This window comes from Ammoniphilus soli, from assembly GCF_040813775.1.
In genome coordinates this window covers 147,922-163,391 of the sequence record NZ_JBEGDL010000006.1, presented here as the reverse complement: position 1 = coordinate 163,391, position 15,470 = coordinate 147,922, and the positions used below count along the sequence as shown (strand labels likewise).

The 15,470-nt window shown below is 45.0% G+C and carries 17 protein-coding genes and 1 pseudogene; 5 read left to right on the top strand and 13 right to left on the bottom strand.

Annotated elements, in window-relative coordinates:
* The 6 genes from ABLT31_RS14475 to ABLT31_RS14450 form a co-directional block, all read right to left on the bottom strand.
* Positions 1-1,026 (bottom strand): NADH:ubiquinone reductase (Na(+)-transporting) subunit F, encoded by a 1,026-nt coding sequence (locus tag ABLT31_RS14475; protein ID WP_367752717.1) that lies wholly within the window; start codon positions 1,024-1,026, stop codon positions 1-3.
* Between the two features lie 76 nt (positions 1,027-1,102).
* Positions 1,103-1,393 carry a hypothetical protein gene (locus tag ABLT31_RS14470; protein ID WP_367752715.1) on the bottom strand — a complete coding sequence of 97 codons (291 nt, stop codon included), beginning with the start codon at positions 1,391-1,393 and terminating at the stop codon, positions 1,103-1,105.
* 21 nt (positions 1,394-1,414) lie between these two features.
* Entirely contained in the window at positions 1,415-2,929 is a 1,515-nt protein-coding gene (locus ABLT31_RS14465) for a ferritin family protein (protein ID WP_367752712.1), read from the bottom strand.
* A gap of 13 nt (positions 2,930-2,942) precedes the next feature.
* Entirely contained in the window at positions 2,943-3,239 is a 297-nt protein-coding gene (locus ABLT31_RS14460) for an MmoB/DmpM family protein (protein WP_367752710.1), read from the bottom strand.
* Between the two features lie 19 nt (positions 3,240-3,258).
* Positions 3,259-4,374 carry a ferritin family protein gene (locus tag ABLT31_RS14455; protein WP_367752707.1) on the bottom strand — a complete coding sequence of 372 codons (1,116 nt, stop codon included), beginning with the start codon at positions 4,372-4,374 and terminating at the stop codon, positions 3,259-3,261.
* A gap of 21 nt (positions 4,375-4,395) precedes the next feature.
* Positions 4,396-5,313 (bottom strand): catechol 2,3-dioxygenase, encoded by a 918-nt coding sequence (locus ABLT31_RS14450; protein WP_367752704.1) that lies wholly within the window; start codon positions 5,311-5,313, stop codon positions 4,396-4,398.
* 289 nt (positions 5,314-5,602) lie between these two features.
* On the opposite strand from ABLT31_RS14450, the gene ABLT31_RS14445 reads away from it, so the two are divergent.
* Together ABLT31_RS14445 and ABLT31_RS14440 are read left to right on the top strand one after the other, a co-directional pair.
* Entirely contained in the window at positions 5,603-7,897 is a 2,295-nt protein-coding gene (locus ABLT31_RS14445) for an arylsulfatase (protein ID WP_367752702.1), read from the top strand.
* 73 nt (positions 7,898-7,970) lie between these two features.
* On the top strand, positions 7,971-9,230 hold the full coding sequence (locus ABLT31_RS14440; protein ID WP_367752700.1) for an anaerobic sulfatase maturase: 1,260 nt from the start codon (positions 7,971-7,973) through the stop codon (positions 9,228-9,230).
* 61 nt (positions 9,231-9,291) lie between these two features.
* Here ABLT31_RS14440 and ABLT31_RS14435 read toward each other — a convergent pair whose 3' ends face one another.
* Positions 9,292-11,211, bottom strand: coding sequence for a XylR N-terminal domain-containing protein (locus ABLT31_RS14435; RefSeq protein WP_367752697.1), 1,920 nt, complete (start codon positions 11,209-11,211; stop codon positions 9,292-9,294).
* A gap of 174 nt (positions 11,212-11,385) precedes the next feature.
* On the opposite strand from ABLT31_RS14435, the pseudogene ABLT31_RS14430 reads away from it, so the two are divergent.
* Positions 11,386-11,814, top strand: a pseudogene (locus ABLT31_RS14430) (VOC family protein).
* Positions 11,815-11,898: 84 nt separating this feature from the next.
* Here the strand turns inward: ABLT31_RS14430 and ABLT31_RS14425 are convergent.
* The 5 genes from ABLT31_RS14425 to ABLT31_RS14405 form a co-directional block, all read right to left on the bottom strand.
* Entirely contained in the window at positions 11,899-12,183 is a 285-nt protein-coding gene (locus tag ABLT31_RS14425) for a hypothetical protein (protein ID WP_367752695.1), read from the bottom strand.
* A gap of 139 nt (positions 12,184-12,322) precedes the next feature.
* Entirely contained in the window at positions 12,323-12,826 is a 504-nt protein-coding gene (locus ABLT31_RS14420; RefSeq protein ID WP_367752693.1) for a nucleotide triphosphate diphosphatase NUDT15, read from the bottom strand.
* A 384-nt stretch (positions 12,827-13,210) separates the two neighbouring features.
* Positions 13,211-13,525, bottom strand: a complete 315-nt coding sequence (locus ABLT31_RS14415) for a DMT family transporter (RefSeq protein ID WP_367752691.1) — start codon at positions 13,523-13,525, stop codon at positions 13,211-13,213.
* Positions 13,525-13,866, bottom strand: a complete 342-nt coding sequence (locus ABLT31_RS14410; RefSeq protein WP_367752689.1) for a DMT family transporter — start codon at positions 13,864-13,866, stop codon at positions 13,525-13,527. Before ABLT31_RS14410 ends, ABLT31_RS14415 begins: the two co-directional genes overlap by 1 nt.
* Positions 13,867-13,890: 24 nt before the next feature.
* Positions 13,891-14,469, bottom strand: coding sequence for a TetR/AcrR family transcriptional regulator (locus tag ABLT31_RS14405; protein WP_367752687.1), 579 nt, complete (start codon positions 14,467-14,469; stop codon positions 13,891-13,893).
* Positions 14,470-14,635: 166 nt separating this feature from the next.
* On the opposite strand from ABLT31_RS14405, the gene ABLT31_RS14400 reads away from it, so the two are divergent.
* Positions 14,636-14,815, top strand: coding sequence for a hypothetical protein (locus ABLT31_RS14400; RefSeq protein ID WP_367752685.1), 180 nt, complete (start codon positions 14,636-14,638; stop codon positions 14,813-14,815).
* A 33-nt stretch (positions 14,816-14,848) separates the two neighbouring features.
* Complete coding sequence (locus ABLT31_RS14395; RefSeq protein ID WP_367752683.1) at positions 14,849-15,046, top strand: carboxymuconolactone decarboxylase family protein; 198 nt, start codon at positions 14,849-14,851, stop codon at positions 15,044-15,046.
* Between the two features lie 162 nt (positions 15,047-15,208).
* On the opposite strand, the gene ABLT31_RS14390 is transcribed toward ABLT31_RS14395, so the two are convergent.
* Entirely contained in the window at positions 15,209-15,352 is a 144-nt protein-coding gene (locus ABLT31_RS14390) for a 4-hydroxyphenylacetate 3-hydroxylase N-terminal domain-containing protein (protein WP_367752957.1), read from the bottom strand.
* Positions 15,353-15,470: the final 118 nt, after the last annotated feature.

Sequence of the window (15,470 nt, the reverse complement as noted above, 5' to 3'; positions counted from 1 at the left end):
TTAAAATTCGTCATAGAGTATATCTGAACCTTTAATGCCGCCCTGACTTAATGCATCGACTGTTGTTTCTATCATAACAGGAGGCCCGCATAAAAAGGCATCCATATTCTTCATGCTTGTCATGGTTCTTTTGACTACCTCCGCAATAAATCCCGTCTCTCCCGTCCATCCATCCGAGGCATCCTGATGCGATAAAGCCGGTATAAAGCGGAAGTTCGCATGCTTTTTCTCCAATTCCCTCCACTCTTCCACCAGATACAAGTCCTTTTCGGTACGCGCTCCATAGAAAAACCAGGCATTTCCTTCATAGGGGGCGGAGAAAAGCTCCTCTATAAGCGCCTTGATCGGTGCCATTCCCGAACCGCCTGCAACAAAAATCATGTCCTTCGAGCGATCCCGCAGCTGCATTTTTCCGTAAGGGGCAGAACCGCTGACTTGATCCCCTGGCTTCAGCTCACACATGTAATTGGAGCCTTTTCCGTTCGGAATCCGCTTGATATGGAATTCAATGATCCCCTCCTCCGAACAAGGATTAGCCATCGAATAAGCCCTTGTATCATCCAGTCCCGGAATATCGAATTCAAAAAACTGTCCGGCTGCATACTGGATCCTATCGGGATCGTTCAGCTTGAGCTTGATCATATGAATATCCGGCGTGCAGGGCACATTTTCCACCACTTCGGCCTGAAAATCGTACACCGGAAAGAACGGGACATCCGATTCGTCTTCTTCAATCTCCACCACCAGATCGCTTTCCGCAACTGTGCTGCACAAGAGGACGAATCCTTCCTCCCTCTCAAAGCTCATGAGCGAATACTCCGATACGCGATCCATCAGCTGGTAGTCGCCCTCCAATACCTGCGCCTTGCAGGCCGAACAGCTGCCGTGCCGGCACCCGTACGGAATTTGAATGCCGTTGCGAATCGCAGCATCTAGCAGGGTTTGCCCTTCTTTTGCTATAATGGTTTTACCGCTAGGTTCCAAGGTGACTTCATACGTTTCTACTTTCGTGTTCGATAGACTCATGTTCGACTCTCCTTTCGGATCATGTGAGGTAGAACCCTCTTACAGGCCGCCACCTGAAAGAGGGAACGTGAAGAAATTAGCATGCCATGATTTCTAATGGATCACCGTTTCTTAGCCCGATTTCCCGGATGCTTTGATTCGAATCTAGTGGGATCTCTGTTTGCCGGTCAGCGCGTATCAAGCACAATTTATACTCCTGGTCCTTCTTCAGCTGCCATGCATCCAGACAAGCCTCCAACAGCTCTCTGCTCGTCATGTCATATCGGGCCCTGACTCCGATATTGCAGAAAAACAGATCGTTTTCAGCGTATTCTTTAAAGACCGGCCATACAATCAAGTGATTGGAATCTTTCAAGTAATTTGCCACGATAGTCACCTGCTTTCTTAATTAGCGTGTTATTAGAATTTTATCCATGCCTAAATGCTTGCGATGCTCCTTCCAGCGTGCGTGGTCTCGAGAAGAGTAGTATTCACCCGCCTCTTCTGGAGAAAAGCCGAAGTAATTGAATAAATCGCCAGGCAAATTCTCGCCGAATTCTCCGCTGATATACGCTTCGGCCGGCCACCAGAACTGCATATACTTGGTTGGTTCCTGATCGAAAATATGCTTGCATCCGGGAGAGCAGGTCATATACGTCTTATTGTTGTACTCACTGTATTGCGTCCACATTTTGGTTGGATTGTTCGGGTCCGGGAATTGAGTCGGAATTTGGCATACCGAGCAGACTGCCGGAATTCCCGGACTAGCTACCGCCAAAACGTGATCATCCATTCGACGGAAGAACGGGGCGTAATAGCGTTCAAATGTGTCTGGATATTCATTGGACAGCCATTCATAATCATCCGGCTGCAATTTGAAGCCTCTAAATACGTTGGCGTGCTTAAAGCAATCTAAAATCCGCATGACCGTATGCGAATAATGCTCTTTTTCTTTGATGCTGTCTTCGGCATGCAATGGCAAACGAATGCCGTATTTTCTTAAATCTTTAAACAGCCCGTCAAACACCTGATCTTCTACATAGATTTCGAACGCTTTCTTCCAGGAGATCGGGCGAATGCGCGGATAGTAGTCTACTAGAGTAGAGATCACGGAAAAGATGCGATAAGCTCTCCAGTACCATTTATCCAGCCATTTTTGAATAATCGGTATGTTCCGGTCGTCCTCCTCCAGCAGCATTTTCAGCGCAGACATCCCTAAGGCCATATGGCGGGATTCGTCAGATTGCACACTTTTTCCGATCGCGACAAAGCTGTCATCCCCAACGGCACCTGCTGACTGCGCAAAAGGCAGGAACAGGATATTCGTAAACACGTATTCGAATGAGAAGGAGATCGCCATCAGGGCTTCAAACGGACCGGATGTCATAGCATCGTCAAAGAAGGATTTCGGCACGGTATTGAACCAGTTGTTTTCATTCGTTTGGGCATACGCATGAAGGCCATCGATTTGCCGGCTCATATGCGCATAATGCTTAATCTCGATTTGCGCATGGCGCAATTCATCAATACATTGATTAAAGGTTGCAAAACGGATCGCTTCAATCGGGATATTCCTTCCTACATAAGCCATTAAGCGGTGGGCTTGGTACTCAGCCGGCTGAACGGCCACGGCAAACGCCTTCACCCCTTCATACCAGCGGCCATCAATGACCTTGGCATGTCCGTCGTTCGCTTCGAACGCATTCCGTACGGCGTGAAACAAAAGGTCTTTCTCTGCTTGAACCTTCACATATTGATTGTAAGCCATCCGGAACGGATCTTCCCACCGGCTCGGATCCTTCAGGATAATGCCTTCCTTCTCTAGCATCGGGTATACCCGATTCATGTCAAAATCTTTCGGATCCCACATCAGATCTCTGGTCATGGAATGATATTGCTGCTTGACTCCCATCTTTGCTGCCATTTTCCCGCCTCCCTTATTCTTCGTTATCCCAGCTTATAATCAAGCGCTCTTCGTCCCAATCCTCAATAAACCCAAAATAGGAGGTCATATACAGGTGGATTCCATCCATGTCCCAGTCACTGCCCAGGCATTCTTCCACGGTCTGGCGGCGCAGCACGATCTGACCCGGAGCCTTGACCTTTTTATAAACCGCGTAATCCTCCACCACAACGCCTTCATTATCTACTTGGATCGCCTCTATGATCGCGCGGATGATATCCCCTCCGCTTGTACTCAAATCCATCCCTACATACGCCTGTTTGGTTGTCATTGGCTTCCACTCCTTGTTCTCAGACTAATTGGTTACTTTTAAAAGGGACACCATGCTTTTTATAGGCTGGAATAATGTTTTCCTCTTCAATCTCCTTAAGGGCGGAAGGAACATCGATAGCGATCCCATGCTTCTCAAACAACGAAGATAAAGAGAGAACGGCTTCGAAAGCTTTCGGGTACCACTTGCTGACCCACTCCCCGATGATCTCGGCATTCGACAGCTCTTCTTCCGGAGTCTCCCGCGGATCGCTGAGCGTCAATCCCCAACGATAATCTCCCGGCCAATTCTCATACCCTAAGGATTTCAGATAATCCCAGCGGCTTTCCGCTGTATCCTTCGCCAGGTAGCCAAACAAGGAAAAGGCCCAATCCCGATGCCAGTCCATCTGCTTCTGGATCGTCAAATTCAGAATCGACAGATGCGTATCTCCATGCTTCATCGCTTCCTGATTCAATTTTCGGTACATCAGATTGCCCAGCAGCAAATCAAATGTCAGATTCTCCGCCACTAAAACCTCTGCCCAATCCTCCGTTACCAGGATTTCCTCGACATAGCTTCGCAAAGGCTGGTAAGCCGGCTCCTCCATCAACACCTGCTTGCCATGAGACAAGAAATCGCCATGATGCTCTTCCATGTTCATTCCCCAAAGCGAGATCCACTGGGCTCGCCCTGTTTTATCGTAGGCTTGAAAGGTGGCGCACTGCTCAATCGGCGTTCCTAGGGCATAGCGGATCACATACTGCATTTGCACATTTTCTCCGTATTCCAGATGGCGCAAGGGTGTATACAAATCTCTTAAAGCATTTACCCACTGAGGGCGAAGATTTTCAATGACCTGCAGCTCACGGGCATATTCAAATCCCTTTTCTACTTCTTCGGCTAATTTCTTCCGATTACTGACGTACGTCGTATACCAAAACTTTTTCGGATCCCGGAAACCCTCCCAATTGGAACACTTTAGTTTCGTATAGCGAGGATCAAAGACATCATAGTCACGCTGATCGTAGGCATTTCGGTAATGGCCATGAAGATAAGGCTGCTGGCGAAGCGTGACCTCTTCATATTCATTTTTCGTTTTCCAATCCCACGGCTGCTCGCGAATCGTTTTCTTAAAGGAAGTTTCTGCTGACATCGTGCTCTCCCCTTTCTGAAATTAGGTTAATGCTTTCCCAAAGGATTCCACCAATTCTCTTCGATGATAGAAGATCCCTTGACCGATCTTGTCTTCTGTCCACGTAATCGTCGGGAAATCCTGATACGTAATATAACCGCTTGCAAAAGCTTCGTTCCGGTTACCGGAAGGATCAAAGAAATACACGGTTTGGCCTCGGGTGATCCCATGCCTGGTTGGTGTGACTTCAATGGTAATATCGTTTCGGGCTAAAATATCTGCTGCCTTTAACACATCGTACCAGTTGTCCACAAAAAAGGCGGCATGGTGCAATTTCTTATCCGGACCCTTGACAAAGGCGATATCATGCGGCTTTCCGTTTCTCGCATGCATGAAGGATCCTACCATCACTTCTCCATCGACCGTCATAATTTTCTCGCTTTGATGCAGATCCAGCACCTCCGTAAAAAATCTTGTAGCCGTTTCCAAGTCATCTCCTGTCAAGAGGCAATGGTCCAAGCGATGCGGCGCAATTCCCCTGGTTTCTGTCGGCCAAGGATGCGGATTGACCACCCCTACTCTCGTACCGAGATGCTCAATCTCATGATATAACTCGAGCTGATGGCCCGTCGGGATCTCCACGCGAAGCGCTTCGCCTTCTCCGATTCTTGTTCCCTTAGAAATTCGTTTCACCGTGCAGCCAAACTGCTCGATTTTCTTTTCAAAGTGCTCCAGATCCTCTGCCTTTTCCACTTTAAAGCCCATATGATCCAAGCCTGCCGATTCCGCGTGCTGAAGAATAAGACTATGGTGATCCCATTCATCCCATGCTTTCAGATAAACTCTTTTATCATCCCGAGCCACAACATCCAACCCTATGATATTGGTGTAATAATCTACCGATTTCTCCAAATCCAGTACTTTCAATTCGGCTCGTCCCAATCTCATAATGCTCATCAAATCAACCCCCTTAGATTATTGGCTTCATGTAAGCGTATACCTATTCTAACCTACGGTATATTCAGAAAATAGATATGATTGTGCTGATTTTTTGGTGTTCTTAGTACTTTTAGTACTAATGGAACGGTTTTAAATGTCCTTATAATGAAATGAAAATTTGGACGCCATGTGATTATCACGTTTCATACAAAAACATGTTATTGATTAGACATATTGTGTCGTATTTTTACGAATCATCAATCAATTAAGATAAGCATACGCTTACAAACAATTTGAAGGAGGAACATTCATGGACGCGAAGGACACCCAAAAGAAGTCTGCCATGATGAAGGCGATGGCTTTCAGTTCAGCTGTGGCACTCGCCGCGAGCTTAACGGTAAGCTCAACGATCAGCTTTGCAGCCGAAAATCAGGGCTTAAGCAAAATGGAGGAAAAAACCGCTCACGTAGCAAAAGCACCTAAACCGAACATTGTCTATATCACCCTAGACGATTCAGGTTTTTCTGACCTAGCCAGTTATGGGTCAGAAATCAAAACGCCGAATATAGACAAGCTGGCTGCTAATGGGATACGCTATAACAATTTTAATGTCACCCCCCTATGCTCGCCGACTCGTGCTTCCCTTCTCACGGGGAGGAACAACCATGCCGTGGGAATGGGAACGGTAACAAATTTTGATTTGGGCCCGGATTACCCCAATAAACGCGGTCAGATTACGCCTGCTGCAGGAACCGTTGCCGAAATATTGAAGGAAAATAACTATAGCACCTTCGCCGTCGGCAAATGGCATTTGGCTCCAACCCATCAAATCACGCCAGCCGGACCGTTTCATAACTGGCCGCTGGGCAAAGGCTTTGAAAGGTACTATGGATTTATAGAAGATTCAACGGACCAATTCCGACCTGAGCTTGTCTATGATAATCATTCCATCGAAACGCCAAAGCGTGAGGACTACCATGTGTCCGAAGATGTGGTGGATCATGCCCGCCAGTTTGTGACGGATCAAATCTCGGTGGCGCCCGATAAGCCTTTCTTCCTCTATATGAATTTTGGTGCCCAGCACATGCCCCATCAGGTGCCGCAAAAGTACATAGACATGTACAAGGGGAAGTATGACAAGGGATGGGATAAAATCCGGGAAGAGCGATTTAGCCGGCAAAAACAGTTGGGGATCATTCCAAAGGATGCCGAGCTGACCCCCAATAATCCGGGCGTACAGCCCTGGGATAGCCTTACCGCGGCGGAGAAACGAGCTTTTGCCCGTTTTCAGGAGACGTACGCTGGCTTTCTCACCCATACGGATGAACAGATCGGCCGCTTCATCGATTACTTGGAATCTGTCGGTGAGTTGGAAAACACGATGATCGTACTGATCTCAGACAACGGCGCCAGCTCCATCGGCAAAAATACAGGATCGATCAACCATATGCTGGCTTATAACTTCATGCCGGAAAATTTGAACGATATCCTGCCTCGCCTAGATGAAATCGGCAGCGATAAAGCCGGTTCGGACTACCCTGCGGGTTGGGCTCAGGTAAGTAATACGCCATTTAAGTTATATAAGAATAGCGCTTATGCAGGGGGTACCCGTACACCGCTGATCATTTCCTGGCCAGCAAGGATCAAAGATAAGGGATCCATTCGTACCCAATATGCCCATGTAAGCGACATTACGCCTACGGTGCTTGATGTAGCAGGGATCACGGCACCTGAAACGCTAAAGGGAGTCCAACAGATGCCTTTGCATGGTACAAGTCTGGCTTACACTTTTGACGATGGGAAAGCCCCATCGCAAAAGAAAACCCAATACTTTGAAGTAACGGGACACCGGGCGATCTATCATGATGGCTGGAGAGCCATTGCGTTTCATAAGAAAGGAGATCCATACGAAAAAGATAAATGGGAACTCTATCACGTGGAGAAAGACTACGCAGAAGTGCACGACCTAGCCGCTCAATATCCGGACAAGCTAAAGGAATTGCAAGATCTATGGTGGGAGGAAGCCAAGCAATATAATGTCCTTCCGATTACGGATATCTTCATTGAAGGGTTTAAGAGCATCCCCGAAGACTCTTCGCGGGCGCGAGATACCTTTGTCTATTATCCTGGCATGTCCCATCTTAGCGATTCGGCTTCCCCTCCGATCATGGATCGTTCGTATACGATTTCGATTCCGATTGAGAGGTCAAAAACATCCGAACAAGGAGTTTTAATTGCTTTAGGGAGTCATGAAAGCGGATATACTCTCTACATCAAGGATAACAAGCTTTTCTATGACTATAATGCGGGTACGGCCATTTACAGAGTTGAGTCGAATGTGGAGGTTCCTCGAGGAAAAGCAGTCGTTCGCTATGAATTTAAGAGAACAGCCCCGAACAAAGGGGTAGGGACTCTCTATATCAATGACAAGAAAGTCGGGGAAGCTTCCATCGACCAGACGATCCCTTATAAAACTTCCTTTGAAGGACTAGATATCGGTCGGGATACCTTATATCCCGTGAGTCCGAATTATGCTGATCGGGATGAATTCACGTTTACCGGATCGATCGAAAGGGTGGTATATGATTTGCAAGATATGCCTTAATTGAGCATCCGTAAATGGGGGCGATCTTAAAGCCCCCTCTTCTTCATTCATCAAAGAAAGGGCGTAGAAATGCATGAAAACAAACCAATCCACTCTTCCGGGCTTTCATATCCTCGCTAAGCCAACAGGACCGCAATGTAATCTAGATTGTCATTATTGCTTTTATACAGAAAAAGAGACCCTATTTCCGGGTAAACCCAGTTTTCGGATGTCAGACGAGGTTCTGGAGGCTTTTATTCGAAATTATATTGATTCGCAACGGACTCCGGAGGTTTCGTTTGTTTGGCAGGGTGGAGAACCTACCCTTATGGGGCTAGATTATTTTCATAGGATCATAGAGCTGCAAGATAAATATTCCCAAGGAAAAAAGATCACGAATTCTTTGCAAACGAATGGTACGCTCCTCACTGATGAATGGTGTACCTTCTTAGCGAAGCATGACTTTCTGGTAGGACTGAGCCTGGATGGGCCGGAAGACCTTCATGATCACTACCGCGTGGATCGCGGGGGAAAGCCAACCTTTCATAAAGTCATGGATGCCCTGAAGCTATTGCAGGAATACGCGGTTCAGTTTAATGTCCTTTCTTGCGTCACCAAGGAGTCTTCGCAAAGACCTTTAGACGTTTATCGTTTCTTGAAAGCACAAGGGGTTAAGTTTATTCAATTTATTCCGATTATCGAACGAAAACCGGATACCACGGCACACCAACTTGGATTGCGCTGGGCTGCCCCTCCTGTTTTAAATGCGGTCGGCGTCCAAACGGCGGTAACCCCGTGGACCGTTGAACCTGTTGCTTACGGAGATTTTCTGATTCAGGTTTTTGATGAGTGGGTACGCCGGGACGTCGGCTCCATCCACATCATGAACTTCGAATGGGCCCTTTCTTCTTGGCTCGGCTTACCTTCGTCCATCTGTATTTTCTCCGAGCATTGCGGCCGTGCGGCTGTTATGGAACATAATGGGGATCTCTATTCATGCGACCACTTTGTCTATCCCGAGTACCGGTTGGGTAATGTCCTGACGGATGCCTTAAGTGATCTGATCGAAACGGAACAGCAAAAAAACTTTGGGACAAGCAAAAAAACAGCTCTTCCCAAAGCCTGCATCGCTTGTGAAGTACGTTTTGCCTGTCATGGAGAGTGCCCCAAGCATCGTTTTCTCCTCACGGACGATGGAGAACCGGGATTAAACTATCTCTGTGCGGGCTACAAGAAATACTTCCGGCACATCCATCCTTTCATGAAAGTAATGGTTCAGCTGCTTGAGCATGATCAGCCCGTTTCCAGGGTGATGGACGTTATCCGCGGACCGCTTGTGATAAGAGCGCAGTAAGAAAAACTCGCTCCTTCGAAACCTGTTCGGCAGGAGCGAGCCTATCCTTTCCCCCTATCACCTAACTCAAAGCGAATTGATTAGTCATAATCAAATATTTCAGCGCAAAGTATAGCTGAAAACGCTCTTCGGCCATAGTCAAGTCTCCTTGATACAGCTCGGCAATCCGTTTGAGCCGATAGCGGAAGCCTCCGACTGACATTTTCATTTCCTTGGCAGTTTTATGCAAATTGCATTCGTTCATCAAATAGAAATAAAGCGTTTTCGTTAATTCACTATTATTTTCTTGATCATAGCTAAGGAGCGGTCCTAGTTTCTGCTCAGCAAATCGATGTAATTCCGCCGGGTTCTCGTGCTGCAGTAAAATATGCAAAAGCCCAAGGTCCTCATAGGCCGCAACAGATTCAGTCTTTTTCAGCTGTTGGTGAATCTTCAGGACTTGTTTAGCCTCTTCATAGGCCCTCTTCACTTGGGAAACATCGCTGTATCTGGAACTGATTCCAATTTTCCACGCACTTGAATTTTGAGATAATAGCTTGAGCAAAACATCGGCCATCTCGTGTTTCGTTATTCGTTGTTTCTGCAAATAGGGTTCGGGAATAAGCAACAGAATAAAATGGGATCTTTCAGTAATCAGCCACTTTTCGCCTTGTCCTTGAAAATGACTTTGTAACCTCTTAATGAAGCTTTCTCTTCCATGAAAAGGCTCCTCCCTTTGGCCTCCTTCTATTAGGTATGCATATCCTGGAACCCCTAGATTGTATCCTAACATTTTCCCCTGCTTCAGCCATTTTTCTGCGGAAAGAGGATCAGAAAGCATTTCATCCAGGAACTTGTCCGCCATTCGGTATTCCATCTCGACGGTTGTCTTTTGCTGAAATAAATAAAGAGAGCAGGCCCACGATGCTCTTTCTAGACATAATAAGTGGCTTTCACTGGCACTAGGATCATCCGAAATAACGGATATATAGCCAAAAAGCTCATTTTTCAGCACAATCGGTGCGATGACGCGACGATGGCTTGCCCCATAACGTTCAGATACATGTAATTCAATCGGTTCCTTATGCTCAACTAATTGATGAAGTGACATGCGGGAAGAAGTTCGTTTATCCTGATCTTTCCAAAAATCTGATAAGGACTTGGAATAATTTGTGGACTCCAGTTTAGATAATCGCGCATAAGCCAGCGGCATAAAGTCTTGATTCTCAATGAGGACTGGGAGCTCGAGCAAGTCGCTTAAAATGCTGCTAATATCATCAAACCCGCCGCCATGAAGAATATTCTGCATGAGCTTTCTATGGATCCTATGGGTGAGCTGCAAAATCTCCTGCTGCTTTTCGATTTTCCGGTAAGCCTCGTCCAGCGGATCTTGCAGATTATGTTCTTCCAAATACCCCCTTTCCGCATCCACCTCACTTCCCCATTCCTCCACGGTTTTCCCTATCCATTGGCAGTATGGATCTCCCATCCCCCGGCATTTCACTTCTTTGAAGATTACTTGTCTATTGAAATGAGTCGAAACATATCCGCTGGCATAACCGGTCATGGTAGTACAGACAGGGTAAACCCCTTTTCCGAAATGCCTGATATATTCTTCTGACTCATAGGTATCTTTCCATATGCCTTCCATATAAAAATTCCCATTGGCCCTATCTATATCCGCTTGCAGGATTTCAACCTTGGCCACGCCAAGCATTTGGTTGATCTTCGGTCCCGCCAGCAGCCATTCGAGATCATCCTGATAACTGTAATTGTTCAAGACAATGCCGACATTGTGAACTCCGCGATTCCAGCCATGGCGAAACATAAAGCCCCTTGCGCGCTCAAACCCAAGCACATTGATTAAATCACGCCTGAGCAGACCAAGGGAACGATTATCAAAGAAAATGACGCGAGAATTATTCATCAAAATTTTCCCGTTTTCCGGGTCATACTGCAAGATATCCCGTATATCAAGATCCATCGCATTTTTTTGAAACATCCTTTTCTTATGCCCCTCTCCGGTGAAGTTTCAACTCATGCAAATTTCAATCTATTCTATCGATCCATTATACTATAAAGTAACACTCTTTTTGATTATGTAACGGTTAATGATATAATTTTACAAACAATCAATTAACAATAATTAGCAATTTAATGTTAAGGAGTGATTCATGTGGCTGTTGAAGCGTACATTAACTTTAATGGAAACTGTCGTGAAGCAGTATAGTTTTATGCTCAGGTTTTTGGAACAGAACAACCTCAATTTATGACCTTTGGAGATGCGCCACCTGACCCGAATTTTACCCTTCCAGAGGAAGCTGAAAATTTAATCATGCACACTAGGCTGAACATTAATGGAAGCAATGTGATGTTTTCTGATGTTTTTCCCGGAATGCCATATGTTGCCGGAAACAACATAAGCCTTGCAATAGTCAGTAAGAACATAGAAGAAATTAAGGCCTATTTCAGTAAACTGAAAGAAGAAGGCACTGTCCGCATGGATCTTCAAGAAACATTTTGGAGCAAATGCTACGGAAGTTTAACAGACAAGTATGGAATTGAATGGCAATTTAGCCACGATAGTGGCGAAATGAAAATGTAATTTTCCGAATTCATTTGGGAAAGGATATAAGCAAAACAAGGAAAAGACCCGTAGCGTAAATTACGGGTCTTTTCTCTCATCCCTCTATCTGCCTTGAGTAGACTCGGATGAACTATTGTTGTTATTGCGATATTCATTGTCATATCCATACCCGTACGGTGGTCTTCCGTAAGGGGGCCTTCCGAAGCCGCCAAAGAAAGGAAAAGGAAAAGGCAAGTAATAAGGTGGATAATAATAAGGAGGGTAGTATGGATATGGATAATAATAAGGCGGATAAATTGGTGGCCGTGGGCGAGGGAAAAAGAGCCCTAACTGTCGATCATCTGCCGGAACCTGCGCACTAACGGGAACAGCCTTTCTTTTCTTCAAGATAATGATTACCTCCTGTTTTTATCATGACATTCATCTATAGTTATATATGCCGGTTGATGAACAAATGCTTGGGCTCTTGCCAAAACTTTGGAGCAGTGCAGTCCAAAAGGATTGTTCCTTTTGGACTGTTGTACTATTAAAGCAATCCTTCCCTCGCTAGTTGCTCTATTACTTTATGGTCAGTTGGAAAAGCAAGCGAGGGTAACTCGTCGTAGCCAAAAAAATCAATTTCATCAAGGTCATCAGCAGGTGCCATTTGACCTTCCTTTACCTGAGCCAAATACCAGATTCCTACTGTGTGCTGTTTAGGATTATGAAAATTAGAATGTACAGCATAAACCCTTATTAAATCCACAGCCAAGCCTGTCTCTTCCTCAAACTCCCGTTTGCAAGCCTCTTCAACATCCTCTTTCCATTCTACATAGCCGCATGGAATGCACCAAAGCCCTTGATACGAAGCATTTCTTTTGCCAAGAAGGATCTTTCCATCGCATAACACGATGGCAGCCACCCCCACAATCGGGTTTTGATAGAAAACAAAACCACAACTTTCACACTGCGGTTTGTCTTGATCAGCCATCGTTCTTGCAAGGAGCTTTCCCCCACACTTTGGACAATAAGAGTAGCGTGTTGGAATCATGTTTTCACCTCCGATTCATTATGCCTGAATGTTAATCACCTTCACACCCCACCATTCGACATCCCTGTATAATAAGCTGTAGTAATTTGTCGAATTGTTTTATTACACAAATGCTTATCGTTATATTATATTGTATGTAATGCTTTTTGGTTGACCGTCAAACCAACAAGAAATTCTGACAGGATAAAAAAAAGCCGCAAATTGCGGCAATTAGGAGTTATGCTCACAATGAATGAGCATAGATGTAAAAACATAAAAACATTCGACAAGCAGTATCATATTAGAATTATTCTAATAAGTCAAGGGAAAACGTATATATATAACACATTGACGGTCATTAGGGTGCATGGTTTATTCCATGCACCCTTTAAGTTATACATAATACTATGATATCAGCTTCAGCCCAATGGCAGCCATTAGCACCATACTTATAAATAAAATCCGCTTCCAGTCTTTAGATTCTCCGTAAAAAAACATGCCTACAAGCGTTCCCCCTACCGTGCCAATTCCAGTCCAAACCGCATAGGAAGTTCCCATGGAGATGGTTTTCATGGCTTGAGTCAAGAATAGGAAGCTTAATAAAAAACCGCCGAACATCATGATAAATGACAGCAAGTTTCTATCCTTATTTACTTTATTCATGCCTGTAACCCCAACTACTTCAAACACACCTGCTAAGACAAGGTAAATCCAGCCCATTATGCTGCAGCTCCTTTCTCATCCCGCTCTTTCGTGACCACTTTCAGTCCGAATACACCAGATAACAATAAGAGAATAAGGAGCAATTTGAGCCAACTGAATGGTTCTCCGAAAAAAATCACTTCGATCAAGACCGTCCCCGCTGTTCCAATGCCTGTAAACACAGCATAAACAGTCCCGACCGGCAGCCTTTTCGAGGCGCGAATCAATACATAAAAGGAAATATAGATGGCTGCAATGGTTCCAATCCACTCCCACAAAGTATTGGAATGCTTGAGCCCAGTGACCCAGATGAATTCAAAAAAACCTGCAAGCACGACAAATATCCAATCTCGATCCATTGGATTTCCCCCTTAAATCTCTCTTTATTTTTTTGATAATCCTTGCCAGTATAGATACCAAGAGGCATCTATTCTTTTCTCCAGCCGCTCTGGACCTCCATATAACATTTCAACGAACACTCCATCTAATACCCCCAAGAAAGCAATAGCAGCACGCTCCGCACCAACAGGGCTAATTTCTCCTTCCCCCATCGCTTTATCCAAAATAGGCACAAGATAGGCTTCTAATCTGTCCAAGTATTCATAGACATCACTCATGATCTGATCGTAAAGATGCGCGGGCGGAAAGAAGGAGGTTCGCAGGCAGAGTTTTGTACTATCGTTCTGTTCATATCGCTCTTTATACTGCAGAAGAAAGCCATGAAGGCAATTTTCTATCGGCTGGTTCGCATGGCTTTCCAAATAATTGATAACGAATCTTAACTCATTAACAAACACATCTCTTATTACATGCAGGAAAAGCTCATCTTTTCCCTTAAAGTGCGTATAGATGGATTGTTTTTTAATTCCTACTTCCTCAGCGATCTGTCCCAATGATGCTCCTTCATATCCATTATTGGCAAAATGCTTGAGAGCAATTTCCTTAATGCGATTTCCAGTCATGCACCATACTCCTTCCGAACGTTCGTCAGGATCAGTTTATCACATATGTATATTTTCTTCAAAGCCATTTTTTCAGTGTGCTTCAGCTTGCTCAGCTTGCTTGGGCGAACACACCCTCTTTCAAGAAAGTTTGGTTATTGTTAAAATAGAGCAGGAGGCGATTAAAATGGCAAGATTACCTTTGTTACCTATCGACGGAAGCCCGTTTCAACAAGCGTTTGAAAATACGCCCAAGCTTCGAGCCGCTTTTCTGCAAATGGACGAGGCCTTAAAAGAGATTTTGGAACCAGAATTGCTGGAACGCATCCGTTTGCGAAGCGCTGCCAACAATCACTGCGAATACTGACAAGGGATTCGATATATTGCTCTGGATGAGCAATTGACCGAAAGAGAAAAAGCGGCACTTGAACTAACCGACCATATCATGGCTTATCACGGTCAGCTCCCTGAAGAACTCTATCAAAAGGTGAAATTACACTTCACGGATCAAGAGATTATTGCGTTATTTTGGCAAATTGGAAGTAAAAACGCGGCGAATTGGTTTTTGATTGCTATGCAGATAGAACAGTCCAAATGATGAACGTTTCAACGAAAAAACCTACCCAAGCGGTAGGCCTTTTTGTGTTGAACATTATGTGTCAAATGCATATCCTACGAGTTCCATAAACCCTTTTCCTTCTAGCGCTTTTCTCTTTCCATCAACCAAATCTCCAGTAAGGGGAGATGAGTACGACATTACCTATTTTTTGCTAGGTTCATTTTGGAGGTCATACAAAGCAGCCTGGCTCTCTGTTAACCCCCGAAAAGCAGGGTGGACCGTCAAATCATCTACTTTCTCCCCTCGAATCCAAATAACGGATTTTCTTTGTTTTAGTTTATTAATATAGTCTTAACCAGTCCTCATCGGCAACAGCCTGCACCTCCTGTCAAGTTCTGCCCTATATATTTGTATAGTTTATCCTGATATAGGTATAAGTGGTTACAACTTTGGGCAACAACTC

Coding starts and splice junctions, on each gene's coding strand:
- ABLT31_RS14435 (WP_367752697.1), bottom strand. CDS start 11,211: ATGTTTCAAAAAAATGCGATGGATCTTGATATACGGGATATCTTGCAG.
- ABLT31_RS14475 (WP_367752717.1), bottom strand. CDS start 1,026: ATGAGTCTATCGAACACGAAAGTAGAAACGTATGAAGTCACCTTGGAA.
- ABLT31_RS14415 (WP_367752691.1), bottom strand. CDS start 13,525: ATGGGCTGGATTTACCTTGTCTTAGCAGGTGTGTTTGAAGTAGTTGGG.
- ABLT31_RS14445 (WP_367752702.1), top strand. CDS start 5,603: ATGGACGCGAAGGACACCCAAAAGAAGTCTGCCATGATGAAGGCGATG.
- ABLT31_RS14465 (WP_367752712.1), bottom strand. CDS start 2,929: ATGGCAGCAAAGATGGGAGTCAAGCAGCAATATCATTCCATGACCAGA.
- ABLT31_RS14400 (WP_367752685.1), top strand. CDS start 14,636: ATGGCAAGATTACCTTTGTTACCTATCGACGGAAGCCCGTTTCAACAA.
- ABLT31_RS14420 (WP_367752693.1), bottom strand. CDS start 12,826: ATGATTCCAACACGCTACTCTTATTGTCCAAAGTGTGGGGGAAAGCTC.
- ABLT31_RS14440 (WP_367752700.1), top strand. CDS start 7,971: ATGAAAACAAACCAATCCACTCTTCCGGGCTTTCATATCCTCGCTAAG.
- ABLT31_RS14455 (WP_367752707.1), bottom strand. CDS start 4,374: ATGTCAGCAGAAACTTCCTTTAAGAAAACGATTCGCGAGCAGCCGTGG.
- ABLT31_RS14405 (WP_367752687.1), bottom strand. CDS start 14,469: ATGACTGGAAATCGCATTAAGGAAATTGCTCTCAAGCATTTTGCCAAT.
- ABLT31_RS14460 (WP_367752710.1), bottom strand. CDS start 3,239: ATGACAACCAAACAGGCGTATGTAGGGATGGATTTGAGTACAAGCGGA.
- ABLT31_RS14410 (WP_367752689.1), bottom strand. CDS start 13,866: ATGGATCGAGATTGGATATTTGTCGTGCTTGCAGGTTTTTTTGAATTC.